The organism is Variovorax raffinosi (genome assembly GCF_051216615.1).
In the GTDB taxonomy this organism is placed as follows: Bacteria; Pseudomonadota; Gammaproteobacteria; order Burkholderiales; family Burkholderiaceae_C; genus Variovorax.
Genome location: NZ_JBPJZR010000002.1, coordinates 1,036,373 through 1,061,651, shown reverse-complemented (window position 1 = coordinate 1,061,651; position 25,279 = coordinate 1,036,373). Strand labels below are relative to the sequence as shown.

The 25,279-nt window shown below is 67.5% G+C and carries 23 protein-coding genes; 16 read left to right on the top strand and 7 right to left on the bottom strand.

Annotated elements, in window-relative coordinates; genetic code table 11:
• Nucleotides 1–337 precede the first annotated feature (337 nt).
• A complete protein-coding gene (locus tag ACSFB7_RS10855; RefSeq protein ID WP_435469977.1) occupies nucleotides 338–1,960 on the bottom strand; it encodes an AmpG family muropeptide MFS transporter in 1,623 nt (540 codons plus the stop codon).
• 58 nt (nucleotides 1,961–2,018) lie between these two features.
• Here ACSFB7_RS10855 and ACSFB7_RS10850 point away from each other — a divergent pair, with 58 nt between their 5' ends.
• The 13 genes from ACSFB7_RS10850 to ACSFB7_RS10790 all read left to right on the top strand — a co-directional run bounded on the left by ACSFB7_RS10850 (nucleotide 2,019) and on the right by ACSFB7_RS10790 (nucleotide 15,411).
• Nucleotides 2,019–2,876, top strand: coding sequence for a M48 family metallopeptidase (locus tag ACSFB7_RS10850; RefSeq protein ID WP_435469828.1), 858 nt, complete (start codon nucleotides 2,019–2,021; stop codon nucleotides 2,874–2,876).
• A gap of 437 nt (nucleotides 2,877–3,313) precedes the next feature.
• Complete coding sequence (gene atzF / locus ACSFB7_RS10845; protein ID WP_435469826.1) at nucleotides 3,314–5,035, top strand: allophanate hydrolase; 1,722 nt, start codon at nucleotides 3,314–3,316, stop codon at nucleotides 5,033–5,035.
• 13 nt (nucleotides 5,036–5,048) lie between these two features.
• Entirely contained in the window at nucleotides 5,049–6,050 is a 1,002-nt protein-coding gene (locus tag ACSFB7_RS10840; RefSeq protein ID WP_435469824.1) for an ABC transporter substrate-binding protein, read from the top strand.
• Nucleotides 6,051–6,052: 2 nt separating this feature from the next.
• Nucleotides 6,053–6,880, top strand: a complete 828-nt coding sequence (locus tag ACSFB7_RS10835) for an ABC transporter permease (protein WP_435469822.1) — start codon at nucleotides 6,053–6,055, stop codon at nucleotides 6,878–6,880.
• Nucleotides 6,877–7,710, top strand: coding sequence for an ABC transporter ATP-binding protein (locus tag ACSFB7_RS10830; RefSeq protein ID WP_435469820.1), 834 nt, complete (start codon nucleotides 6,877–6,879; stop codon nucleotides 7,708–7,710). Before ACSFB7_RS10835 ends, ACSFB7_RS10830 begins: the two co-directional genes overlap by 4 nt.
• On the top strand, nucleotides 7,707–8,090 hold the full coding sequence (gene hpxZ / locus ACSFB7_RS10825; RefSeq protein WP_435469818.1) for an oxalurate catabolism protein HpxZ: 384 nt from the start codon (nucleotides 7,707–7,709) through the stop codon (nucleotides 8,088–8,090). The genes ACSFB7_RS10830 and hpxZ overlap by 4 nt, the downstream gene beginning before the upstream one ends.
• 52 nt (nucleotides 8,091–8,142) lie before the next feature.
• A complete protein-coding gene (locus ACSFB7_RS10820; RefSeq protein WP_435469816.1) occupies nucleotides 8,143–9,261 on the top strand; it encodes a BMP family ABC transporter substrate-binding protein in 1,119 nt (372 codons plus the stop codon).
• A 16-nt stretch (nucleotides 9,262–9,277) separates the two neighbouring features.
• Entirely contained in the window at nucleotides 9,278–10,339 is a 1,062-nt protein-coding gene (locus tag ACSFB7_RS10815; RefSeq protein WP_435469814.1) for an ABC transporter permease, read from the top strand.
• Between the two features lie 70 nt (nucleotides 10,340–10,409).
• Complete coding sequence (locus ACSFB7_RS10810) at nucleotides 10,410–11,333, top strand: ABC transporter permease (protein ID WP_435469812.1); 924 nt, start codon at nucleotides 10,410–10,412, stop codon at nucleotides 11,331–11,333.
• A 26-nt stretch (nucleotides 11,334–11,359) separates the two neighbouring features.
• Nucleotides 11,360–12,088 carry a biuret amidohydrolase gene (gene biuH / locus ACSFB7_RS10805; RefSeq protein WP_435469810.1) on the top strand — a complete coding sequence of 243 codons (729 nt, stop codon included), beginning with the start codon at nucleotides 11,360–11,362 and terminating at the stop codon, nucleotides 12,086–12,088.
• 8 nt (nucleotides 12,089–12,096) lie between these two features.
• Nucleotides 12,097–13,701, top strand: coding sequence for an ABC transporter ATP-binding protein (locus ACSFB7_RS10800; RefSeq protein WP_435469808.1), 1,605 nt, complete (start codon nucleotides 12,097–12,099; stop codon nucleotides 13,699–13,701).
• Nucleotides 13,702–13,957: 256 nt separating this feature from the next.
• Complete coding sequence (locus tag ACSFB7_RS10795) at nucleotides 13,958–14,626, top strand: cysteine hydrolase family protein (protein ID WP_435469806.1); 669 nt, start codon at nucleotides 13,958–13,960, stop codon at nucleotides 14,624–14,626.
• A 29-nt stretch (nucleotides 14,627–14,655) separates the two neighbouring features.
• A complete protein-coding gene (locus ACSFB7_RS10790) occupies nucleotides 14,656–15,411 on the top strand; it encodes a GntR family transcriptional regulator (RefSeq protein ID WP_435469804.1) in 756 nt (251 codons plus the stop codon).
• A 144-nt stretch (nucleotides 15,412–15,555) separates the two neighbouring features.
• Here the strand turns inward: ACSFB7_RS10790 and ACSFB7_RS10785 are convergent, their stop codons facing one another.
• On the bottom strand, nucleotides 15,556–16,518 hold the full coding sequence (locus ACSFB7_RS10785; protein WP_435469802.1) for a tripartite tricarboxylate transporter substrate binding protein: 963 nt from the start codon (nucleotides 16,516–16,518) through the stop codon (nucleotides 15,556–15,558).
• A gap of 47 nt (nucleotides 16,519–16,565) precedes the next feature.
• Nucleotides 16,566–17,801: a flavin-dependent oxidoreductase gene (locus tag ACSFB7_RS10780; RefSeq protein ID WP_435469800.1), complete on the bottom strand. Its 1,236-nt coding sequence runs from the start codon at nucleotides 17,799–17,801 to the stop codon at nucleotides 16,566–16,568.
• Nucleotides 17,802–17,899: 98 nt separating this feature from the next.
• Between ACSFB7_RS10780 and ACSFB7_RS10775 the strand changes: the two genes are divergently transcribed.
• Nucleotides 17,900–18,811 carry a LysR family transcriptional regulator gene (locus ACSFB7_RS10775; RefSeq protein ID WP_435469798.1) on the top strand — a complete coding sequence of 304 codons (912 nt, stop codon included), beginning with the start codon at nucleotides 17,900–17,902 and terminating at the stop codon, nucleotides 18,809–18,811.
• A 27-nt stretch (nucleotides 18,812–18,838) separates the two neighbouring features.
• Here ACSFB7_RS10775 and ACSFB7_RS10770 read toward each other — a convergent pair whose 3' ends face one another.
• Genes ACSFB7_RS10770 through ACSFB7_RS10755 form a run of 4 tightly spaced genes read right to left on the bottom strand, consistent with a single transcriptional unit; the run spans nucleotide 18,839 to nucleotide 23,830 of the window.
• Entirely contained in the window at nucleotides 18,839–20,839 is a 2,001-nt protein-coding gene (locus ACSFB7_RS10770) for a DUF4034 domain-containing protein (protein WP_435469797.1), read from the bottom strand.
• Nucleotides 20,840–20,876: 37 nt separating this feature from the next.
• Nucleotides 20,877–21,716 carry a DUF1266 domain-containing protein gene (locus tag ACSFB7_RS10765; RefSeq protein WP_435469795.1) on the bottom strand — a complete coding sequence of 280 codons (840 nt, stop codon included), beginning with the start codon at nucleotides 21,714–21,716 and terminating at the stop codon, nucleotides 20,877–20,879.
• A complete protein-coding gene (locus ACSFB7_RS10760) occupies nucleotides 21,683–23,011 on the bottom strand; it encodes a hypothetical protein (protein WP_435469793.1) in 1,329 nt (442 codons plus the stop codon). Before ACSFB7_RS10760 ends, ACSFB7_RS10765 begins: the two co-directional genes overlap by 34 nt.
• A gap of 15 nt (nucleotides 23,012–23,026) precedes the next feature.
• Complete coding sequence (locus tag ACSFB7_RS10755) at nucleotides 23,027–23,830, bottom strand: exodeoxyribonuclease III (RefSeq protein ID WP_435469791.1); 804 nt, start codon at nucleotides 23,828–23,830, stop codon at nucleotides 23,027–23,029.
• A 13-nt stretch (nucleotides 23,831–23,843) separates the two neighbouring features.
• On the opposite strand from ACSFB7_RS10755, the gene pyrE reads away from it, so the two are divergent.
• Together pyrE and ACSFB7_RS10745 are read left to right on the top strand one after the other, a co-directional pair.
• Nucleotides 23,844–24,527, top strand: coding sequence for an orotate phosphoribosyltransferase (gene pyrE / locus ACSFB7_RS10750; protein WP_435469789.1), 684 nt, complete (start codon nucleotides 23,844–23,846; stop codon nucleotides 24,525–24,527).
• A 12-nt stretch (nucleotides 24,528–24,539) separates the two neighbouring features.
• Nucleotides 24,540–25,244: a DUF4124 domain-containing protein gene (locus ACSFB7_RS10745; RefSeq protein ID WP_435469787.1), complete on the top strand. Its 705-nt coding sequence runs from the start codon at nucleotides 24,540–24,542 to the stop codon at nucleotides 25,242–25,244.
• The last annotated feature ends 35 nt before the right edge of the window (nucleotides 25,245–25,279 follow it).

The window sequence follows — 25,279 nt, the reverse complement described above, 5'->3', positions numbered from 1 at the left end:
GTCACAGCCTACCAGCAGTGTGCGCGCCGCCGCGTCGGCCGTTTTCGACAGGTGACGGGCTAGGGCCTGTTCACACTATGCAAGGGGTCGCGAAGCTCGCCACAGCCCGCCCCTCGGCGTTGCGCTCCTTGTGCGTGCGAACGCACGCACGGCGTCACGCGCCTTGATGGGCGGGCTGTGGCGAGCTTCCCTTCGGGTTGCTTCGTAAAGGGGCCGTCTGTGGCGTTGCCCGCGCTTGCAAGGCTTCAGCCTTGCTGCGCCCGGGCGCCTTGCAGCCAGCCCCTTTGCGAAGCAACGCGACCCCTTGCATAGTGTGAACAGGCCCTAGGCGAGGGCCCTATTGACGGTCGGTGGTGCCTGTGGTGGTCGTCGTCAGCCGTGAGGCCAGCGCCACCAGCACCAGCACCGGCAGGCCCAGCACCGCGGTGGCGGTGAAAAAGGTGCTGTAGCCGTAGGCATCGACGAAGGCGCCCGAGTAGCCGGCAATGAACTTCGGCAGCAGCAGCATCAGCGAGCTGAACAGCGCGTACTGGGTGGCCGAATAGCTGATGTTCGTCAGGCTCGACAGGTAGGCGATGAAGGCCGCCGACGCAATGCCGCCGGCCAGGTTGTCGGCAGAGACCACCGCGATCAGCGCCGTCAGGTCGTGCCCGCGCGAGGCCAGCCAGGCAAACAGCAGGTTGCTGCCCGCGCTGAGCACCGCGCCCAGCATCAGCACGCGCATCACGCCCAGCCGCATTGACAGCACGCCGCCGACGAAGGCGCCGGCCAGCGTCATGACCACGCCGTAGATCTTGCTGACCGTGGCCACTTCGTCCTTGGTGAAGCCCATGTCCACATAGAAGGGGTTGGCCATGATGCCCATCACCACGTCGCTGATGCGGTAGATGGCAATGAGCGAGAGGATCAGTGCCGCCTGCCACTTGTAGCGGTTGATGAAGTCTGCAAAGGGCTTGTAGAACGCGTGAATGAACCAGACGACCAGGGGGATCATTCGCGATGGAATGCGCATGCGCCATTTCTTGTGCGCGACCCAGGCGACGAGTGCCCCGTACACGAGCACGCCGGGCGACACGATGAACAGCAGCACCATCAGAACGAAGAGGTACGCGTGCAGCACCACGACGGTCGGAAAAAGCAGGACCACGGCCAGCGCCAGCATCGCCCCATAGACGGGGATTCCGGTCGCTGCGATCTGCTCTCGCGTCGCGGCGACCGCGGCCGTTTCGATCTGGCGCGCTTTCTGGGCCGGCTCGGGCGACAGCAGCACAGTGAGCACGCCGACCGCCATCGAGGCGGCCATGACCAGGTATGCAGTCTTCCAGGCACCGTTCTGATACGCGGCCGCGCCCGTGGCGGCGGCCACCGGCGCCACCTCGGCCCAGGCCGCGACCCACAGCACGCCGGCGCCGGCCCAGATCATCGCGAGCCGGTAGCCGGTCTGGTAGGCCGCCGCGAGCGCCGCCTGCTTGCGCGTTTCAGCCGATTCGATGCGAAAGGCGTCCAGCGCGATGTCTTGCGTGGCCGAGCCGAAGGCCACCAGCAGCGCGCACCAGATCAGCGGCGTGAGTCCGAGCCGCGGATCGTTCATTGCCATGCCGATCAGGCCCGCGATGACCATGCCCTGTGCAAACAGCAGCCAGCCGCGCCGCCGTCCCAGCAGCGTGGTCAGCGGCGGCAGCGGCAGCCGGTCGACCAGCGGCGCCCAGACCCACTTGAAGCCGTAGGCCAGCCCGACCCAGCTCAGGTAGCCGATGGTGGTGCGGTCGATGCCGGCCTCGCGCAGGCGAAAGCTCAGCGTGCCCAGCACCAGCAGCAGCGGCAGCCCGGCCGAGAAGCCCAGCGCCAGCATGCGCAGCGTGGCGGGCTCCAGGTAGACCTTCAGGGAATCGCGCCAGGGCGGTGAGGGGGCGGTGGGGGTTTCGACAGGCGGGGCGGACATGAGCCCCGGATTGTCCATGAGTGCACGGGGGCATCGTCCGGCCATTTGCTTTCATTTGTTCCTATGATCCGGCTCCATGTGCACACGATGCGAACGCCCCCTTTCCGCTGCCGTCTCCGCTGCCTCGCCCTGGCAGCCTCGGCGGGCCTTCCTGCTGGCTGCGGCGGGCGCGGTGCTGGCCGGGCCGGCGCTGGCGCAGGTCAATGTCGGCAGTGCCTCGGTGGCGCGGAATCTCGTGCCGGCCGACAAGATCGAGGCGGCCGGCGTGCAACAGTACGGCGAGCTGCTCGAACAGGCGCGCGCCAAGGGTGCGCTGGCGGGCGACAACAACCCGCAACTGCAGCGCCTGCGCGCCATCGCGCAGCGGCTCATTCCTTTCGCCACGCCGTGGAATTCGCGCGCGCGTGACTGGAAGTGGGAGGTCAACCTGATCGGCAGCAAGCAGATCAACGCCTTCTGCATGCCCGGCGGCAAGATCGCTTTTTTCACCGGCATCCTTGAGCAGCTCAAGCTGAGCGACGACGAGGTCGCGATGGTGATGGGCCACGAAATGGCCCATGCGTTGCGCGAACACGCCCGCGCCCGCATGGCCAAGAGCGCGGGCACGGGGGCGGCGCTGTCTATTGGCGCGCAACTGCTGGGGTTGGGGCAGGTGGGTGATCTTGCGGCCCGTGCGGGCACGCAGCTCATCACCCTCAAGTTCAGCCGTAGCGACGAGACCGAGGCGGACCTCGTGGGGCTCGAACTCGCGGCGCGCGCGGGCTATGACCCGAAGGCTTCAGTGACGCTCTGGCAGAAGATGGCTGCGGCGTCCAAGAACCAGGGCGGGTTGAGCTTCCTGTCAACGCACCCGACGGGGCCGGACCGCATCACCAAGCTGGAGGCGAATCTGCCGAAGGTCGAGAAGCTCTATCGGGACGCCAAGAAAGGCTGAGTTTTTTCGCTCTTTTTCGGGCTTGGGGTCGGGATCGGGTTCGGGTTCGGGTTCATTCAGGGCGAGTGCGAATGACACCAGGAGCTCCCCTCCGCGAATGTCCCCCGCTTCGCTCCTCCTTTATTTCGCTGCGGGGAGCACCTGGTGTCATTCGCACAGGACACGCTCTGCGTTTGCGGCGGATCAACGACTGCTCTGAGCGCTCACGTCGATACGGGGCTCTTTTTCGCGAAATAAAGGAGGAGCGAAGCGGGGGACATTCGCGAAAAAGAGCACCGTGTCGGCGTGAGTGCCGCCCTGAACAGCAGCGCTAAAAACCGCGCCGCGACCAAACCACGAGACAAATAAAAAGCAGGCTTCATCAGGCCCGGCGCCTCATCGAGCCCGCTGGCACGCCGCTTGCATCTCGACTTGTACACAAGTTTGGATGCCTAAAGATGGTGCATGAAGACAACGGATCGCCCGCCGCCGCCTGGATCGCGAAATTCGCGATGCCCCTCACCGGCGCGCAGACCAACGACGCGCTCGGTGCAGTGCTCCCGCTCGCCGGCCTGCGCTTCGCGGTCAAGGACAACATCGACGTCGCCGGCGTGCCGACCACCGTCGCCTGCCCGGCCTTCGATCGCCTGCCGACCGCCCACGCTGCCGTGGTGCAGCGCCTGCTCGACGCCGGTGCATCGCTGGTCGGCAAGACCAACCTCGACCAGTTCGCCTGCGGCCTCAACGGCACGCGCTCTCCTTATGGCGAAGTGCCGAACGCCTTCGACGCGCGCCTTGTCTCGGGCGGCTCCAGCTCGGGCTCGGCCTATGCGGTCGCGGCCGGAGAAGTCGATTTCGCACTCGGCACCGACACCGCCGGCTCCGGCCGCGTGCCCGCCGGACTCAACAACATCGTCGGCCTCAAGCCCTCGCGCGGACTGCTGAGTACCTTCGGCGTGGTGCCTGCGGCGCAGAGCGCGGATTGCGTGTCGATCTTTGCGCGCAGCGTGGCGCTGGCGGTCGATGTGCTGCTCGCCACGGCCGGACACGACGCGCGCGATCCGTACTCGCGCGACCTCGCGCTGCGCCGTCAACCGCTGCCCGCGCGGTTCCACTTCGGCGTGCCCGACACGCTGGCTTTTTTCGGCGACACCGCCGCCGAGCAGGCTTTCGCCGATGCCCAGGCGAAGCTCATCGCGCTGGGCGGCACGCCCGTCACCATTCCCTATGCGCCGCTGGCCGAAGCCGCCGCGTTGCTCTATGAGAGCGCACTCGTCGCCGAACGCTACGCCGCCGTGCGCGAGTTCTTCGACGTCCACGAGAGTGAAGTGATCGAGCCCGTGCGCAGCATCCTCGCGAGCGGCCGCAACTACACGGCCGCCGACGTGTTCGACGCACAAACGCGCCTGCGTGCCATCGCACAGCAGGTCGAGCCGATGTGGCGCGACATCGACGTGCTGCTGGTGCCCACCGCGCCCACGCACTACAGCCGCGAGCAGATGCGCGCTGATCCGGTGGCGCTCAACCGCAACCTCGGCGCGTACACCAACTTCGTCAACCTGCTCGACTACGCCGCGCTTTCGGTGCCGAGCAGCCTGCGCGCCGATGGCCTGCCCTTCGGCATCACGTTGATCGGCCCGTGCGGCAGCGACCTCGCGCTGGCCGACCTGGGCCAGCGCTACCACCACGCCACCGGCCTCGCACAGGGCGCGACCGGCAAGCCCTTGCCCGCGCCGCGCACGGTGCCCGGCCTCGTTGCTCCGGCGGTTGACATGCTGCCCATCGCGGTGGTCGGCGCACACCTCTCGGGCATGCCACTCAACGGCCAGCTCACCGAGCGCGGCGCCACATTGCTGCGCGCAACAACGACCGCGACCGCCTATCGCCTCCATGCATTGCCCGGCACCACGCCGCCGAAGCCCGGCCTGCAGCGCGTGGCCGAAGGCGGCACCGCCATCGCACTCGAAGTGTGGGCCGTGCCCCTCGCGCAGATCGGCAGCTTCCTCGCGTTGATCCCACCGCCACTCGGCCTCGGCAGCGTCGAGCTGGCCGATGGCAGCTGGGTGCACGGCTTCATCTGCGAAGGCCACGCACTCGCGGGCGCACAAGACGTGACCCATCACGGCGGCTGGCGCGCGTACATCGCGAGCCGCACCGCTTCTGCACCCCCTTCCCATTGATCCAGGAGTTCCGATGACGAGCACCCCAGAGAAATCTTCCGCATCGCGCCGCCAGTTGCTGCAGGCTGGCGCGGCCGGCCTCGCCGTGCTGGCCGCGCCCGCCATCGTGCGCGCGCAGGCCGCCCCCAAGCTGCGCATCGGCTTCTGGCCCGTGGCCGCGGGCCTGCCCTTCTTCGCGGCGGTCGATCGCGGCTACTTCAAGGAGGCGGGGCTCGATGTCGAGCCGCTCAAGTTCGCCGGTGCGCAGCAGGTCATGGAAGGCATGCTCGCGGGCCGTTGCGACGGCAGCGCCAACGGCACCGGCTCGGCCAACCTCGCGATCGGCGAGATCGCGCAGCCGGGGCTCTTCAAGATCTTCTGCACCAACCCGAGCAACGCGAAGTTCGTGCTCGACGAGTTCATCGTCGCCAAAGACAGCCCCATCAAGACCATGGCCGAGCTGGCCGGCAAGAAAGTCGCATCGGGCCCCGGCATCCAGAACGTCACGCTGTGCAAGACCATGCTCGAGCGCGCGGGCGCCAAGGGCGCGACCGTGAGCGAGCTGCCCATCGGCCAGCACGTGGCCGCGCTGGTCGCGGGCCAGGTGGATGCGTGCTACACGCTGGAGCCCACCGGCACCGTGGGCCGCATGAACGGCACCACGCGCGTCATCGAAGCAGGCGTGGTCGCGAAGTACATCCTCGGCGACCCGATGGCGCCGTGGCACGGCGGCGCGGCCAGCCTCACGACCGAGTTCATCAAGAAGAACCCGGAGGTGGCGAAGAAGTACATCGCCGCCTACGCGCGCGGCGTGGAGCTGGTGCGCACCAAGCCCGACGACGCGCGCCAGCACATGAAGGGCTACACCGCCATCGAAGGCAAGCTCACGGCCGAGGTGCCGCTCGCGTCGTACATGCTCTACAACGAGTTCAAGACCAGCGACGTTGCGTACTTCCAGAAGTTCTACGACCTGTTCACCGAGAAAGGCATCTTCGAGAAGAAGGTGCCCGTGGACGGCCTTCTCTACAAAGCTTGACCATGGCCGACGCAAGCCCGACCACGGCCGCGCCGTGGACCCCGCCGGCCAGTCTCAACGCTGCCGCGCCCAGGCAGCCGTTGCGCGACCGCCTGCTGCCCTTCATCGGCCCCGTGGTGCTGTTTATCGTGTGGGACCTGGTGGTGCGGCTCGGCTTCATCAAGCCCATCCTGCTGCCCACGCCCGCCGACACCATCGCGGCGCTGATCACGGGGCTCGCGGGCGGCCCGCTGCTCACCGACTTCGCGATGACGGTGTGGCGCACCCTGCAGTCCTTCGCTATTGCGGCGGTGGTCGGCGTGCCGCTGGGCGTGCTGCTCGGCAGCAACGAGAAGGCCTACCGCAGCGTCGAGTTTTTGATCGACTTCTTCCGCTCGACGCCATCGTCCGCGCTGATTCCGCTGTTCCTGCTGATCTTCGGCGTGAGCGACGTCAACAAGGTGGCCATCGCGGCCTTCGGCGCGCTGCTCATCGTGGTGTTCAACAGCGCCTACGGCGTCATGAACGCCCGCAAGCAGCGCGTGATGGCGGCGAAGGTCATGGGCGCTTCGCGCTGGCAGGTCTTCAAGGACGTGCTGATCTGGGAGAGCCTTCAGCCCAGCTTCGTCGGCCTGCGCTCGGCGGTGTCGATGGCGCTGGTGATCGTCATCGTGGCCGAGATGTTCATCGGCTCCGACACGGGCCTGGGCCACCGCATCATCGACGCGCAGCAGGTGCTCAACGTCAAGAGCATGTACGCCGCGATCCTTGCGGCCGGTGCGTTGGGCTACGCACTCAACATCCTCTTTCTTGTGGCCGAGCGCCGCATCGTGCATTGGAGCGGACGATGAAAGCCACGCAGGACATCGTCATCAACGGCCCGGTGTATGCCGATGTGCCCAAGCCGGTCTTCAAGCCCGGCCCGGCCGGCACGCACATCACCATCCGCGGCCTGACCAAGTACTTCGCGGGCTGGCCGCTGTACGAGAACTTCGATCTCGACATTCCCAAGCACCGCATCGTGTCGGTGTTCGGGCCCAACGGCTGCGGCAAGTCCACGCTGATCAACATGATCGCGGGGCTCGTGCCCATCGATGCGGGCGAGATCCTGTTCGACGGCAAGCAGCGCAAGGACACCAAGATCGGCTACGTGTTCCAGAACTACCGCGAGGCAATGTTCCCGTGGATGCGCACCATCGACAACATCGCCTATCCGCTGAAGCTCGAAGGGCGCAGCAAGGCCGAGGTCGACCGGCGCATGGAAGAGCTGGTGGCTTCGTTCGACGTCAAGTTCGACCTCAAGCGCTTTCCCTACGAACTCTCGGGCGGGCAGCAGCAGACCGCATCGATCATGCGTGCGCTCGCACCCAACCCCGAAGTGCTGTTTCTCGACGAGCCTTTCTCCGCGCTCGACTTCGAGATGACGCTCTTCATCCGCGAGAAGCTGCAAGAGGTGTTCATGCAGACGGGCACCACCATGCTGCTGGTGTCGCACGACCTCGAAGAGGCGGTGTACCTCGCCGACGAGGTGCTGCTGCTGACCAAGCGGCCGACCCGGGTGGCCGAGATCCTGCGCTACGGCGACGCGCGCCCGCGCACCGTCGAGACGCTGAGCACCGAGAGCTTCGTCGCCATGAAGAAGCTGAGCCTAGACATCTTCCAGCGGGAGGTGCGCCGATGACACCCGAGATCAACATTCCCGAGGTGCACGCCGAGGTGAGCGCCGTGTTTGCGCGCTATGAAGAAGCGCTCGTGGGCAACCGGCGCGAGGTGCTCGACGAGCTGTTCTGGAACAGCCCGCACACGCTGCGCTACGGCTTCTCCGAGAACCACTACGGCCACGCCGACATTCGCGCCTTTCGTGCGTCGTTGCCGGTGCAGAGCCCGCCGCGCGAACTGCTGCGCACCGTCATCACCACCTACGGCCGCGACTTCGCGACCGCCAACGTCGAGTTCCGCCGCGAAGGCAGCCGCGAGATCGGCCGTCAGAGCCAGACCTGGCTGCGCACCGCCGAAGGCTGGCGCGTGGTCGCCGCCCACGTGAGCTTGCCGGTCGGATGACGGATGCGTCGGCACATTTTTTGCACCTCCTTCAACTCCTCGAAAGAACGCCATGACAAGCCAACTCAATCGCCGTGATTCCCTCAAGTCCCTGGCCGCGCTGGGCGCCGCCGGCACGCTCGGAGGCTGGAGTGCACTGGCCAGCGCGCAGGCCAAGCCGCTCACCGTCGGCGTGATCTACGTCGGCGCGCGCGACGACTACGGCTACAACCAGGCCCACGCCATGGCCGCCGCCGAAATCAAGAAGCTGCCAGGTATCAAGGTGGTGGAAGAAGAGAACGTGCCCGAGACCGCCGCCGTGCAGAAGACCATGGCCGGCATGATCTCGCAGGACGGCGCCAAGCTGCTCTTTCCCACCTCGTTCGGCTACTTCGATCCGCACATCCTCGCGGTCGCGCCCAAGTACCCCGACGTGCGTTTCTCGCACTGCGGCGGCCTGTGGACCGAAGGCAAGCATCCGAAAAACGTCGGCAGCTTCTTCGGCTACATCGACGAGTGCCAGTTTCTCAATGGCGTGATCGCCGCGCACATGACGAAGAGCAACAAGATCGCCTTCGTCGCCGCCAAGCCGATTCCGCAGGTGCTGCGCAACATCAACGCCTTCACGCTCGGTGCGCGCTCGGTCAAGCCGAACATCACCTGCAGCGTGATCTTCACGGGCGACTGGTCGATGGCCGTGAAAGAAGCCGAAGCCACCAACAGCCTGGCCGACCAGGGTTGCGACGTGTTCACCATGCACGTCGACGGCCCCAAGGTGGTGGTCGAGACCGCCGCCAAGCGCGGCAAGATGGTCTGCGGCTACCACGCGAGCCAGGCCAAGCTCGCGCCCAACGCCTACCTCACCGGTGCCGAGTGGAACTGGGTCACCGCCTACAAGACCGCCATCGACGCCGCGCAGGCCGGCAAGCCGCACCCCAACTTCCTGCGCGGCGGCCTGAAGGAAGGCTACGTGAAGATGTCGGCCTACGGCCCGATGGTGCCGGACGCAGCGAAGAAGCAGGCCGACGAGATCAAGGCAAAGATGATCGCGGGCACCTTCGACATCTTCAAGGACGGCATCAAGGACAACAAGGGCGCCGTGGTGGTGCCGGCCGGCAAGGTGCTCAAGCAGACCGACCTGGAGCTGGAGAAGATGAACTACCTCGTCGAAGGCGTGGTCGGTCAGGTCTGATCCGCAGAGCCCCGCCATGCGCCACGCGCTCAAGGAATTCGCCCTGCCGGTGTTCGCCATCGCGGCGGCGCTGCTGCTGTTCGGCTTGCTGGTGGCCTTTGCCGGCGTCGATCCGGTAGAGGTATGGACGACGCTGTTCAAGGGCGCGTTCGGCGACTGGTTCTCGTGGCAGAACACGCTGCAGCGCGCGGCGCCCTTGATGCTCACTGCGCTGTGCGTGGCGTTGCCCGCGCGCGCCGGGTTGATCGTGATCGGTGGCGAAGGTGCGCTGGTGCTGGGCGGGCTGGCCTGCGCGGCGCTCGCGCAAGCGGTGCCGCTGCCCGGCAATGTGGTCGGCACGGTGGTGGTCTGCATCGCGGGCGCCATCGCCGGCGGGCTGTGGATCATGCTCGCGGGCTGGCTGCGGCAGTACCGAGGCATCAACGAAACCATCAGCAGCCTGCTGCTGGCCTACATCGCCATCGGCATCTTCAAGCATCTGGTCGAAGGGCCACTGCGCGATCCGGCGAGCCTCAACAAGCCATCGACCCATGCGCTGAACGACGGCATGCTGATCGGCGGCATCGGGGGTTCTGACGTGCACTGGGGCCTGGCCATCGGCGTCGTGGCGTGCCTCCTGCTCGGCTGGTGGCTGCGCGCGACGGCTTCGGGTTTTTCGGTGCGCGTGGTCGGTGGCAATCCGCGCACCGCGCAACTCGTCGGCCTGCCGGCCACGCGGTTGATCCTCACCGCCTGCGGACTCGGCGGCGCATGCGCGGGGCTCGCGGGCGCGGTCGAGGTGGCGGCGGTGCACACCAACGCCAACGCTTCGCTGATCGCGGGATACGGCTACGCGGGCATCCTCGTGTCGTTCATCGCGCGGCACAACCCCGTGGCCATCGTGCCGGTGGCGATCCTGTTCGGCGGCTTCGGTGCGGCCGGCAGCCTGCTGCAGCGGCGGCTCGGCTTGCCCGATGCGTCGGTGCTGGTGCTGCAGGGCATTGCCTTCGTGCTGATCCTGGCGAGTGAGGGGCTGCGCACGGTCAACTGGAAGTCGGTCGGCGACCGCATGCTGCCCGAGGCCAGGAGCTACACATGAAGCGCCCTTCGCCTTGTCTCCTCTCCCTCTGCGAGAGGGAGTCAGACCACCGCAGCGCGGAGGGTATTGAATGACAGCCGACCAATGGATCGCCCTGGTCGCCGGCATCGTCGGCGGCGCATTGCGCGTGGGCGCGCCCTTCCTGTTCGTGAGCCTGGGCGAGTGCCTCACCGAGAAGTCGGGCCGCATCAACCTCGGGCTCGAAGGCGTGCTGGTGCTCTCGGCCATGGCTGCCTTCGGCGGCGCATACCTCACCGATTCGGCCTGGCTCGGCGTGTTGATCGGCGCCACGGCGGGCGCGGCGCTGGCGCTGCTGCACGGCCTGCTGTGTTCGCTCGATCGCGTGAACGACGTGGCCACCGGCATCGCGCTGATGCTGCTGGGCACCGGGCTCGCCTTCTATCTCGGCAAGCCGTTGATCCAGCCGCAGGCGCCGCAGATTCCCGCGATCCCGCTGGGCTTCTGGAGCGACAACACGGTGGTGCGCTCGGCTCTGCAGCTCAACGCGCTGGTGCCTATCGGCGTGGCGCTGGCGGTGCTGCTGTGGTGGGGCTTTGCGCGCACGCGTGCCGGCCTGCTGGTGCGCATGGCGGGCGATTCGGCGCAGGCCACGCGCGCACTCGGCTACTCGGTTTCGGGCCTGCGCATCGCGGCCACCACGGCGGGCGGCTTCATCGCGGGGCTTGGCGGTGCGTCACTCACGCTGTTCTATCCGGGGAGCTGGAACGAAGGCATCTCCAGCGGGCAAGGCCTGATCGCCGTGGCACTCGTGATCTTCGCGCGTTGGAGCCCGCTGCGCTGCGTGGGCGCGGCGTTTCTCTTCGGCGGCGCGGGCGCCATCGGGCCGGCGCTGCAGTCCATCGGCGTCGGCTGGGGCTACCACCTGTTCAACACCGTGCCTTACGTGCTCACGCTGGTGATCCTGGTGTTCACCTGCAAGCCGGGCAGCGCCGCCATCGGCAGCCCCGGTGAACTTTCATCGACAAAAAACTGAGTGCCCGTGCAGGCCGAACCCAAGCCATGACCACCATCGCCAACACCACCGAACGCCATGTCGCCGCCGAGCCCTATGCCTGGCCCTACAACGGCGCACTGCGGCCCGACAACACCGCGCTGATCGTGATCGACATGCAGACCGACTTCTGCGGCAAGGGCGGGTATGTCGACGTGATGGGCTACGACCTGTCGCTGGTGCAGGCGCCCATCAAGCCCATCGCGCGCACGCTCGTGGCGCTGCGGCCACTGGGCTTTCACATCATCCACACGCGCGAAGGCCACCGGCCCGATCTTGCCGATCTGCCGGCCAACAAGCGCTGGCGCTCGCGGCAGATCGGCGCGAATGGCGTGGGCATTGGCGACGACGGGCCTTGCGGCCGCATCCTGGTGCGCGGCGAGCCGGGTTGGGAGCTGATTCCCGAACTCGCACCGCTGCCCGGCGAGGTGGTGATCGACAAGCCGGGCAAGGGCTCGTTCTATGCGACGGACCTCGAACTGATCCTGCGCACGCGCGGCATCGACAACCTGATCCTTGCCGGCATCACGACCGACGTGTGCGTGCACACCACGATGCGTGACGCCAACGACCGTGGCTTTGAGTGCCTGCTGCTGTCCGACTGCACGGCGGCCACCGACCATGGCAACCATCTGGCGGCGTTGAAGATGATCACGATGCAGGGTGGCGTGTTCGGTGCGCACACCACCTCGCAGGCGCTGCTGGCCACGCTCGCGCCCGAAACGGCCACGGCCTGACGCGCAACATGGCTGCCGCTCTTTCCGCTCAACCCATCGGCGGCCTGCCTGCCGGCACCGGTGCGCTCGCGCTCGACACCTATGAGCTGACCAAGCGCTTCGGCAGCTTCACCGCGATGGACCGCGTGACGATGCGCGTCGAGCCCGGCTCGGTGCATGCGCTGCTCGGTGAGAACGGCGCGGGCAAGAGCACGCTGGTGAAGTGCGTGGCCGGCTTCCAGCGCGCGGAAGAAGGCAGCATCCTGATCGATGGCCGCGAGCAGGACATCGCCAATCCGATCGTGGCACGCGCGCTCGGCATCGGCATGGTCTACCAGCACTTCACGCTGGCGCCCGGCATAACGGTGGCCGAGAACCTGTTGCTGGCCGGCGGCAAGACACCCGCGCTGATCGACTGGAAGAAAAAGCGCGCCGAGCTGGAAGACTTTCTTGCGACCACGCCCTTCAGCCTCGATCTCGACGCGAGGCCTTCGGAGCTGGCGGCGGGCGAGAAGCAGAAGCTCGAACTGCTCAAGCAGCTCTATCTGCAGCCGCGCCTGCTGATCCTCGACGAACCGACTTCGGTGTTGACGCCGCAGGAGGCCGACGAGGTGCTGGGCCATGTGCGCGAATTCGCGCGCAGCGGGCGGTGCACGGTGCTCATCATCACGCACAAGTTTCGCGAGGTGATGGCGTATGCCGACAGCGTGACGGTGTTGCGGCGCGGCAAGGCGGTGCATCACTGTCGCGTGGTGGGCACGAGTCCGTCGCAGCTTGCGCAGGCCATGATGGGTGGCGAGGGCACGGTGGCTTCTTCGCCGGCTTCTTCACCTGTGGCCAGAAGGCCGGTGGACGCGAGTGCGCCTGTCGCGCTGAAGGTGGAAGGGCTCAAGGCCCAGGGCGACCGGGGCACGCTGGCGTTGCACGACCTGAGCTTGTCTGTGAGGGCTGGCGAGATCCTTGGCGTGGCTGGCGTTTCCGGCAACGGCCAGCGTGAGCTGGTCGAGACGCTGGTCGGGCAGCGGCCACGGCTGGCGGGGCGCGTGACGGTGATGGGCCTGCCTTACAACGCACGGCGTGCGGAGAACCGCAGCCTCAAGGTCCGCAGCCTGCCCGAGGAGCCTTTGCGCAACGCATGTGTGGGCGATCTCAGCGTGTCGGAGAACATGGCGCTGCGCGATTTCGACAGGCCGCCGTTGTCGCGCGGCGGGGTGCTCAACTTTCCTTTCTGGCGCAGTCGGGCGCGCGAGTGGATTGCAGCGTACGGCGTCAAGACGCAAGGGGAGGGCGCGGCGATTCGCAGTTTGTCGGGCGGGAATGTGCAGCGGGCGGTGCTGGCGCGCGAGCTTGCTGGCGATATCAACGTGCTGATCGCTGCCAATCCGGTGTTTGGCCTCGACTTCGCGGCTGTGGCGGAGATTCACTCGCGCATCGTGCAAGTGCGCGAGAAGGGCGGGGCTGTGCTGCTGATCAGCGAAGACCTCGATGAACTGCTGGAGCTGGCGGATCGCATCGTCGTGATGAGCGAAGGGCGCCTGGTGTTCGAGACTTCTGCTGCGGGGGCTGAGCGGCATGTGATCGGGGGGCACATGGGGGGTGGGCATTCTGGGGCTTCTGTGGAGGCTGCTGCATGAGTGCTCCGGCGAACTTGGGGGCGCCCGGTATGCGGCGCGGTGCGGTCGCCCCCACTGCGCCGGCCGCTTCGCGGCTTCCCTGCGGTGCTCGCATTTCGCGGGGTCTCGCAGAACTCGCTGCGCTCAAACAGCTGCGAGCCCTGATCCGCGAAACGCTGCGCTCCTCGGCGGCGCAGAGGGGACGACCACCCCGCACCGCATACCGGGCTCCGGGGTGGCGTGTTTTTCTCTGTCCCGAAAGAAAGCGAGAACGGCCATGCGTATAGAAGCGGCACCCTTTTTCTACGACTTCGAGCTGAAGAGTGCCGCGCTGGTTCTTATCGACATGCAGCGGGACTTCATGGAGCCCGGTGGGTTTGGTGAGACGCTGGGCAACGACGTTTCGTTGCTCCAGGCCATCGTGCCGGCAACACAGGAAGTCTTGCGGGCGTGGAGAAATGCAGGTGGCCTTGTGGTTCACACGAGGGAGTCGCATTCTCCGGACCTGTCTGACTGCCCACCCGCCAAGCGCAACCGTGGCAACCCCGCCTTGCGCATCGGCGACGAAGGCCCGATGGGTCGCATTCTCGTGGCGGGTGAGGCTGGCAACCAGATCATCGACGCGCTCGCACCCATCGACGGGGAGATCGTCATCGATAAGCCAGGCAAGGGTGCCTTCTACGCCACCGGCCTGCACGCGCTGCTGCAGCAACGCGGCATCACCCACTTGCTGTTCGGCGGCGTCACCACCGAGGTCTGCGTACAGACCTCCATGCGCGAAGCCAACGACCGGGGCTACGACAGCCTGCTGCTCGAAGACTGCACCGAGAGCTACTTTCCGGCCTTCAAGGCGGCCACGCTCGACATGGTGCGTGCCCAGGGCGCCATCGTCGGCTGGACCGCGCCCAGCGCCGCGCTGCTCGCGGCGTTGAATCACGCGGCGTGACGCAGGCGCCAGCGACTACCATTCCCCACGTGTCTACCGTTCGACCCCGCTCCGCTTCACCAGCCCCAGCCGCCGCCACTGCTGCCGATGCGGCCGTTTTCCGCACGCGGGCCGACGAGGTCTACGCGCAGCTCAAGCGCGACGTGGCCGACTTCATCCTCGTGCCCGGCGACCGCTTCACCGAGAACGAGATCAGCGACCGGCTTGGTGTGTCGCGCACGCCTGTTCGGCAGGCGCTGTTCCGGCTGCAGCAGGAAGGCTTTGTCGAAGTGCTGTTCCGCAGCGGATGGCGGGTGCTGCCTTTCGACTTCGACCAGTTCGAGCAGTTCTACGACCTGCGCATGGTGCTGGAGACCACTGCCGTGCACCGCCTGTGCGAAACCGACCGCCACATCGACCGTGGCCTGATCGAGGCGCTGGCCGACATCTGGCTGGTGCCCGTGGCGCAGCGCAGCGCCGACACCGCCCAGGTCGCGCAATGGGACGAGGCCTTTCATTGCACGCTGGTGGCCGCTGCCGGCAACGCCGAGATGGCGCGCGTGCATGGCGACGTGACGGACCGCATCCGCATCATCCGCCGGCTCGACTTCACCAAGCAACCGCGCATCGACGCCACCTACGAAGAGCACGGGAAGATCCTGAAGGCCGTGCGCGCGAACCGGGGCGACCAGGCGGCGATGCTGCTGCGCGCGCACATCGAGACCAGCCAGGCGGAGGTGCGCAAGATCACGCTGCATCAGGTGCATCTGGCGCGGCACGCAGGCAAGGCGTTGGGTCCGCGCTGAGCCGCAGGTATTGCATCGCTCCTTCCCCTTCCGGGGGAAGGCTGGGATGGGGGCTCTCGGCCTTTGCCACGCTGCAGCCTTCGCAAAGGCCGCGTGCCCCCACCCCAACCCTCCCCCAAAGGGGGGAGGGAGAAAAACCGCAACTCAGTCAGCGGTGATATTCCCCCGCTTCACCACCCCAGCCCATCGGTCCGCATCCTTCTTGATAAGCGCCCCAAACTCAGCCGGCGTAGAACTCGCCGGCACCATCCCCTGCGACTCGAACGACTTCGCCACTTCGGGCTGTTTCAGCACCGCCGCAATCTCCTTGTTGAGCCGCGCCACCACCTCGGGCGGCGTGCCCTTGGGCGCGAGCACGCCGTACCACATGTCCACGTTGTCGGTCGTCGCACCGGCCTCGGCCAGCGTCGGCACATCGGGCAGTTGCGGCAGGCGCTTGCTGCTGCCGGTGGCAATGGCCTTGAGCTTGCCGACCTGGATGTGCTGCAGCGCCACGTGCACAGGCAGGAACATGTAGTCGATGCGCCCGCCCAGCAGGTCGGTCACCGCGCCGGCCGTGCCTTTGTATGGCACGTGCAGCATCTCGGTGCCCGTGCCCTGCATGAAGAGCGCCATCGACAGGTGATGCGGCGTGCCGACGCCCGGCGTGGCATAGGTCAGCTTGCCGGGGTTGGCCTTGGCCGCGCTCACCATCTGCGCCACCGTGGCGGCCTTCTGCACGTTCGGGTTGGTCACCAGCAGCAGCGTGCCCCAGGAGGTGAGCGAGACGGGCGTGAAGTCGTTCACCGGGTCGTAGCTCAGCGACTTGTAGAGGCTGCGGTTCATCACCAGCGTATTGACCTGCACCATCAGCGTGTAGCCGTCGGGCTTGGCGCGCGCGACCTTCTCGCTGCCGATGTTGCCGCTGGCGCCGGCCACGTTGTCCACGATCACCGGCTGGCCCAGCAGGGCCGGCAGGCGGGCCGAGAGCTGGCGTGCCACGAGGTCGATGCCGGTGCCGGGCGTGTAGGGCACCACCAGCGTGATCGGCTGGTCGGGCCACGCATGGGCGGCCATGGCGGTGGCTGAAACGAGCAGGGCGGCAAGGGTGCGGGTGAGCAGTCGCATGGTGTGGGTCTCCGTTTTCTTTTTTGTGGATGGGTGTGTGTCGGCGCTCAGAGGTACGAAGCGCGCGCCTTCAGCGCGACCGGGTCGTAGCCGGCCACGCGCTTGTAGTTGTCCGAGATGGCCTGCAGCTCGGCCGTGGTCACGACGTCTTCGATCTGCTTGAAGCGCTGGCCGCCCGAGCGCTCGAAGACTTCGCGCAGGATCGCATCGGGCGGATTGCTGCGGTTGGTCAGCACCACGTTGGTGGTGGCCTTCACGCGCACGCGGTCGTAGTCTTCCAGCGCGGGGTTGCCGACGCCCAGGTCCTTGAGCGCGCCCGCGAGAAAGCGCGCGTCGATGATGGCTTGGCCCGCGCCGTTGGAGCCGCGCGGCACCATCGGATGCGCGGCGTCGCCCAGCAGCGTGAGCCGCCCGTGCGTCCAGCGCGGCAGCGGGTCCTGGTCGACCATCGGGTATTCGAGGATGGTGTCAGAAGCGAGGATCAGCGCCGGCACGTCGAGCCAGTCGAAATGCCAGTCGGCAAACGCGGGCAGGAAGTCTTCGACGCGGCCGGCGCGGCTCCAGTCGCGCATCGCGGGCTGCGGCGCATGGATCTCGGCCACCCAGTTCACGAGCTGATGGCCTTCGGCATCGATGTCGTTGCGGATCGGGTAGATCACCATCTTGCCGACCGACAGCCAGCCCGCGCGCACCATGCTCGCGCCCGACAGGAAGGGCTTCCAGCGCGCGGTGCCGCGCCACATGTTCACGCCCGAATAGCGCGGCGCGCCTTCGTTCGGATAGAGCTGCTTGCGCAGGGCGGAGTGGATGCCGTCGCAGCCGACCGCGATCGCGCCGCGCACCGAGGGTGCGTTCGCGAAATGCACGGTCACGCCTTCGGCGTCTTGCGTCACGCCGGTGCAGCGGTGGTTGCAGACCACGCTGTCGGGGCCCAAGCGCCTGAGCGTCTCTTCATACAGCACGGTCTGCAGGTCACCGCGATGGATCGAGAACTGGGGCCAGTCGTAACCCGCATGCTCGCCCGCCGCTTCGCGAAAGATCAACTGGCCGTGCTCGGTGAAGAAGATCGATTCCTTGGTGCGAACGCCCACGGCGTCGAGCTGCGGCAGCAGGCCCAGCTCGGTCAGCTCGCGCACTGCATGCGGCAGCAGGTTCACGCCCACGCCCAACGGCTTGAGTTCGGGCACGGCCTCGTACACGCGGCAGGGAATGCCCGCCTGGTGCAGGCTCAGCGCCAGGGTCAGGCCGCCGATGCCGGCGCCCAGGATGATGACTTCGTTCATGGTCGTTCGTGGTGTTGTGTTGTGTCTCCGGCCGCATTAGGAACGCGCGCGAACCATTTGGGAAATTTAGATGTGATATGGATTTATCATGAATCCTTATGAACCTCTCGACCCGCCAGATGCGCGCCTTTTTGCATGTGGCGCGCATCGGCAACTTCACGCGCGCGGCCGAGCAGGCGCACATCACGCAGGCGGGGCTGAGCATCCTGATCCGCGAGATGGAAAAGCAGCTCGGCTGCCGGCTGTTCGACCGCACCACGCGCGTGGTGAGCCTCACGCCGGCCGGGCGGCGCCTGCTGCCGGTGGTGGAGCGGCTCATCACCGACCTGGACGACGTGGCCGCACAGCTCGGCGCCGAGGGCGACGAGGCGCGCCAGACCCTGCGCATCGCGGCCACGCCGCTGGTGTCGTCGCACCTGTTGCCGCAGGTGTTCAACACCTTCCGGCAGGCCCATCCGCAGGTGAGCCTGCGCCTGTTCGATGCCGACCTGCGCGACGTCGAAGCCATGGTGACGGCCGGTGACGCCGACATGGGCCTGGGCTTCTTCTTCAAGGCCGCGGCGGGGCTGGACCGCACGCCGGTCGGGCGCTTCCACCTGATGCGCGTGGCGCCCCTGGCGGACGACGCCGTCGAGCCACCCGCCATCGGCACCGCGCCTTGGTCGGCGCTGCGCGGCGTCGGGCTCATCGGCCTGCCGCCGGGCAACCCGATCCAGAAAGTGATCGACCAGCACCTGGCCAGCACCATCGGCACAGCCGACGCGCAGCGGCCCGCGTTCAACTTCTTCGGCACGCTGATCTCGATGGTGGAGGCCGGCTTCGGCACCGCCGTGATGCCGACCTTCGCGCTCGCGGCCTGCCGCCGCCATCGGGTGCGCACCGACGTGCTGACCAAGCCGAAGGCCGGGCTGGATTTCTACCGCATCACCAAGCGCGGCGCGCACGAGACCGAAGCCATGCAGGCCTTCGTCGCCACGCTGGTGAAGGCGCTGCCCGCGTTGTCTCGATAGCGATAGCGGGCTTCGGCCCGCCGGCGCTCAGACCATCGCGTTGTCGCCGCCCGGAATCTCGTGTGCCTTGATCTGGCGGCGCGTGAGCTTGTAGAGCGTGGAGGCCAGAAAGCCGTCCTGGTGCGCGTTCTTCGTCGCGTTCACCACGAATTCGTCTTCGGGCGCCACGGCCTGGGCGCCCATGATCCAGCGCACGCTTTCGCGGTAGTCGTACAGCACCTTGTCGTTGCTGTCGGCCAGCAGCACCGACAGCGTGGCCATGGCGGCGGCGTCGCCGTTCGTCGCATGCTCGCGCACGAAATCCAGGTAGCGGTGCCGCGCGGTGATGTCCGACAGGTCGCTGATGAACATCAGCGCGCCTTCGGTGCCGTCCTCGCGGCCCAGTTCGTGCGCCTTCAACATCGCTTCGACCGCCTGCACCTGCAGCGCCGGCCGCTGGGCCACAGGGGTGGCGTCTTCCCAGGCCATGTCGTGGCAGAGGTAGCCGAGCTTGTACGCCGCCAGGCTGTTGCCGGCGTTCATGGCCTGGTCGTAGCAGCGAAGGGCCTGCTGCCGGTCTTGCTGGCCATGCAGGCCACCGGCATGGAAGATGCCCAGCGTGAGCAGGCACGAGGTGTCGCCCGCCGCCAGCCCGAGTTCCAGCATCTCGAAGGCCTGCTTGTTGAGCGGCACGCGCCACAGCGCGCGCGCCAGGTCGTCCCAGTGCTCGGTGCCGGCGGCACGCTCGCGCGCGGCGGCCAGCCACGCGTTGCCGGTTGCCTCGTTGGGCACGAAGCCGAAGGCACCCTTGAGGCTGCAGTAGCCATGCAGCATCAGCGCGGTGTTGGACTCGTAGGCGTTGGCGCTGTTGCAGATGGCCTGGCCCAGCCAGTGGCCTTCGGGCTCCTGTTCGAGTGCGAGGTGCACCGCCATGTTCATCGCGTACTCGTCGTCGATGGGGTGGTGGCTCTCGGCTTCGCGCAGGCAGGCCAGCGCTTCGGGATGCTGGTCGAGCATGTAGTGGCTCACGGCCAGCCAGCGCAGGGTTTCCCAGCGGTGGTAGGGGTGGAGCGCCTCGTTCGCGCGCTGGCGCGTGGCAGCCATGCGCTGCTGCGCGTCGGCCGGCTCGTCGTCCTTGTCGACCGCGTGGCCCTGGTGGACGTCGCGCCAGATCTCGTGGCGCAGCCGGTCTTTCTCGACCTCGTTCAGGTGGGCGCAGGCGGGCGAGGCGATGAAGGCGCGCACGCGTTCGTGGCTGCCGCCCCAGCGCGGCTGCTGGAACCAGACGCACTGGCGCATGAAGAAGAACAGCCGCGGGTGCACGTGCAGCGTGGCATGAATCCAGTAAGACGTGCCGCTGATCATCTTCTTGCCCTGCACCGGCGAGGGCAGCGCGACGGGCGTTTCCTCGGGGCAGGCGATGCGCTCGTCGTGCGTGAGGCCGGAGCGCGCGAGCATGGCCAGCAGCTCTTCGCGCGCGGCCGGGTCGTCCAGCGAGAACTCGTGCTGCAGCGGGCTGTCGGGCCAGCGGCCGCCGCGCACCAGCTCCGTCAGCCAGTCGGGCTCGTTGAAGGCCGAGGTGCTTTGCAGCAGCAGGGCACAGGTGGTCCACATCGTGGGTGCAAGCGTCAATGCCCGCAAGGCCGCGACCGCGCAGCGCGTGGCACAGGCATGGGCGCATTCCCAGCCGAGCGCGGTGACCGAATTGGCCCAGCCCGAGCCGCGGTACTCGTACGCCCAGTGATACCAGTAGTGCGCCTCGCAGAGCCAGGCGTGGGCCGATTGCGGATTGGCGGCCTGCCAGGCGAGCAGGCGGGCCAGCCCTTGCGCACCGTCCGCCGTGCAGCCGGCCATGTCGTCGGGCAGCGCGCCGTAGTAGCGCTCTTCGTCGTCGCGGTCGTGAAAGCTGGCGGCGAGCGCGTCGTCGAGCCGCTGGTCGAGTGCGGCGTAGTCGCCGGCGCGCAGCAGGGCGTCGATGTCGCAGAGTTTCCAGCGCGCGGGGGCGGGGGGAATCACGTTCGCTGCGACGGGGGGCGTGTCTGTGGTCATGGGCGGTCGGTCGCGCGTCAGGCTGATTCGGGCCGATTCAGGCCGTCGCGACGGGGGCGGTGGTGGTGGGTTGAGGGTCGAAGATGCGGTAGCGCTTCCACGGCAGCGTGAGCCAGTTGCCCTGCGTGTTCTGCAGGTGTTCCTGCACTTCCAGCGTGGCGCGCGAAGAGGCGGGGCCGTCCTGGCTGCTGATGCGCAGCCAGTGCAGCCGCGCCCGTGCGTAGGCGTGGCCGAAGTCTTCCCAGCTCTCGAAGCTGTCCTGCGCGCGCTGCGCATTGAGGAACAGCACCAGCCAGGCCTGCGACTCGGGCACCCAGCCCAGCAGCGCGATGCAGCGCACCAGGAAGGCGGTGCGCGCGCAGTCGAAGGCCAGCGCGTCGCGCACCTTGCCCTCGGCCGCGAGCTGTTCGTAGAAGTTGGCGTGGGTGCGGCCGAGCCCGCCGACCCAGCCGACCAGCGCGGCCTGCATCTGCGTGGCGATGTCGCGCTCGGGCAGGTCGGCGGCCATGTTCATTTCGCGCAGCACCTGCTTGGCCAGCCGCTGGCGCTGCTCGGCGGGCAGATCGAGTGCCAGCGCGTCGCTGTCGCAGCGCAGGCCGTTGCGCAGCAGCAGGATGTCGCCGAGCGCCAGTGCCCAGCGGCGGCGGTTGGGTGCGATTTTTTCGGACTGGGCCCTGGCCTGCGCCATGCGCGCCGAGAGGTCGGTGTTGGCCTTTTCGATGTGGTTGATCGCCTTGTCCGCGCCGCGCGTGGCGATGCGGAAAGACGTGCGCACGATGAACCAGGCCACGCGCAGGCCGAGGTACAGCAAGCCCAGCAGCACCAGCACGAGGATGGCCTGCATCATGGCAATGCAACGCCGGCGGGTGGTGCGCACACGGCGGCGCTCAGCGAGATGCCTTCGATCTCGACCATCGACGCAGGCGCATCCTGCGGCGGCGCCTGCAGCGACGGCGGCAGCCGGTTCGCGGGCAGCATCAGGCGGGCGGCGGCCGCCACGGCCACGTCCATCTGCCGCAGCCGCGCCAGCTCGTGCGGCGCGATGCGCAGCAGCAGCCATTGCAATGCCGGCGGCGGCTGCTCGAAGTGCTCGATCAGGTGGAAGTTGCCGCTCATCACGCTGAGCAGGAAGTCGGGGCTTTGCACGTCGGTGACGAACTTCCATTGCCCCCTGGCGGCGTCGTCCGCCGTCTCGGGCTCGAACACCAGGCCCATGCCTTCGCAGTCGCTGTGGCGCTCGCCGCGCGGCGGCAGCGTGCGCAGAAACTGCAGCACGTCGTCGGCGTACTTGCGCACCGGGTGGCGGTTCTGCTTGCCCTTGATCTGGTCGACCCGCAATCCGTCGGCATGCACTTCGAGGCTGATGGTCACGTGCGGCAGGTTGCCCGCGCTGCGCAGCGTGAACAGGCGCAGCCGGCCGCTCTGCGCGGCGCTGGCGTACTGCTCGCCGTAGCCGCCGTTGAGCTTCTTGATGTTGGCGAACTGCCCCAGGCAATGCTGCATGTGGAAGGACTCGTAGGCCATTTCCTCGCGCAATGCCGCATGGCTGCCGATGAACTCGAAGATCACGCCGTTGGGCGTGCGCAGCAGCTCCTTCAGCGCCAGGCCGCTGCTGGGCACCCAGCCCTTGTTGCGCTTGGCCTGCATGCGCTGGTGCTCCTGCTCCCACATGGCCATGGCCATGAAGCAGGTGATGCGCTGCAGCTTCTGTTCGAGCCGCGTGCCGCGCCGCGAGCGCAAGAACTCGACCAGCATGCGTTCGCGGTCGACCAGCAGCAGGTGCTCGGGATCGAGGTAGTAGAAGGTCTTCGGGGCGGCTCCGGCGGATTGGGGCTCGGCCTTGGTCCTGGCCTTTTCCTTGTCGTCCTGTGCGGGCGTGGGCGCGGTGGCCGGCGCTCGCGGCTGGAGCTGCTTTGCCAGCCACTCCGGCACCGGCTTGTCGGGGCCCGCCGCGGCCAGGTAGTCGGCGGGCGACTGCACTGGCAGCACGTTGTCGAAGCTGCCGATGGCCCAGCGGAAGAAGTGGTTCAGCAGCCAGGCCGCCATGTCGGCGTCGTCGCCGCGCTCGGCGCTGCGGCGCGCGATCGCGGCCTTGACCTCGGGCGCATTCACCACGTCGCGCGGCAGGTACACCGCCGTTGAGGCGGCGGGCGCGGGTGTCGGTATGGGCATCGGCGGCGGCGCGGCTTACAGCGTGAAGTCGTACTCCACCGTGATCGGCGCGTGGTCGCTGAACTTGACGGTCTTGTAGATCGCCTCGGTGCGCGCCAGCGCGCCGACGGCCGGCGTGGCCAGGTGGTAGTCGAGCCGCCATCCCACGTTGTTGGCGTAGGCCTGGCCGCGGTTGCTCCACCAGGTGTAGGCCTCGTCGGTGGTCTCGGGCTTGAGCTTGCGGTACACGTCCACCAGGCCCGCGCCGTCGGTGCCGGCGTCCAGCAGCTTCGTCATCCAGGCGCGTTCTTCGGGCAGGAAGCCGCTGTTCTTCTGGTTGCCGCGCCAGTTCTTCAGGTCGATCTGCTGGTGCGCGATGTTGATGTCGCCGCACAGGACGAACTCGCGCTCTTTCTTGAGCGCCAAGAGGTGCGGAAAGAAGCCCTTGAGAAAGCGGAACTTGGCAGCCTGCCGCTCTTCGCCCGAACTGCCGCTCGGGAAGTAGCAACTGATGACGGAGAACTTGCGCTTGGGCGTGTCGAAGCGCAGTTCGAGGTAGCGGCCCTCGGCGTCGAACTCGGCGTCGCCCCAGCCGACCACGACCTGGCTCGGTGCGTGCTTCGTGTAGACAGCGGTGCCGGCGTAGCCTTTCTTCTCGGCGAAATGGAAGTGGCCCTTCAGGCCGGCCATCTCCTCGAAGCGGCCTTCGACGTCGCTGGCCTGGACCCGGATCTCCTGCATGCAAATACAATCCGGCGCAAGTTCGGCCACCCAGTCGGCCACGCCTTTGGTAGCGGCCGAGCGCAGGCCATTGAGATTGAGACTGGTCAGTTTGAACACAAGGAAATTCCCGATGGCTGTAGATGGTGAGAAAAGCAGCGCGGTCGCACAGGACTTCGTCCAGTTTGCGTTGGATGCCGGCGTACTTCGCTTCGGCGAATTCAAGACAAAAGCCGGTCGGATGAGTCCTTATTTCTTCAATTCGGGACTCTTCGACGACGGCGGCAAGATCGCGCGTCTGGCCGGATTCTATGCAGACCGGCTGATCGAGAGCGGCCTCGAATTCGACATGATCTTCGGCCCCGCCTACAAGGGCATCCCGCTGGGCGCCACGGTGGCCGCCGAGCTGGCCCGCCGGGGCCGCAACTACCCCTTTGCCTACAACCGCAAGGAAGCCAAGGCGCACGGCGAAGGCGGCAACCTGGTCGGCGCGCCGCTCAAGGGCCGCGTGCTGATCGTCGACGACGTGATGTCGGCCGGCACCGCGGTGCGCGAGTCGATCGCGGCGATCCAGGCCGCCGGTGCCACGCCGCATGCCGTGGCCATCGCGCTCGACCGGCAGGAGAAGGCCACCGAGAACGGCGTCGACGTGGCCCACAGCGCCGTGCAGTACGTGCGCAACCAGCTCGGCCTGTCGGTGATTGCCATTGCCACGCTGGACGACCTGCTGAGCTACCTCTCGGGCAATGCGGCGGCCGACCTCGGCGCGCACCGCGAACGCGTGCTGGCCTACCGCACGCGCTACGGCGCGAGCTGAGGCACGACGCCGATGCACGCACGCGATCACGGCAAGCCGGCCCGCCTGCTGGCGGTGGCATCGACAACAACATCCCTTCTGCTGCTGCTGGCCACGTTCTGCGGCGCGGTGCATGCGCAGCAGCAGAAGACGGACGGCGCCGCTGCGGCAGGCATCTTCACCTGCACCGACTCGCGCGGCCGCACGCTGACGGCCGACCGCCCGATTGCCGAATGCAACGACCGCGAGCAGCGCGAGCTGAACCCCAGCGGCTCCATCCGCCGCAAGATCGAGCCCACCTACACGGCGCGCGAACTGGCCGAGCGTGAAGACCGCGCGCGCGAAGCCGCCATTCAGGCGGCGCGTGTCACCGACGAACGCCGCCGCGAGCGCGCATTGCTGGTGCGCTACCCGAATGCCGCCACGCACGACCGCGAACGCAACGAGGCGCTGGTGCAGATCGACGCGGTGATCCAGGCGGCGAAGAAGCGCATCGCCGAGCTGGGCGAAGACCGCAAGAAGATCGACGAGGAGCTGGAGTTCTACAAGGCGGACACGAGCAAGGCGCCCGGCGCGGTGCGCCGCAAGCTCGAAGACAACACGCAGAGCGTGGCGGTGCAGAACCGCTTCATCGCCGAGCAGGATGAAGAAAAGAAGCGCGTGAATGCGCGCTTCGATGAAGAGCGCGGGCGGCTCAAGTTGCTCTGGTCGCCGCAGAACGGCGGCACACCACGCTGAACCTGCCGGGGCCTTGTTGCAAGGCCCCGGTTTCT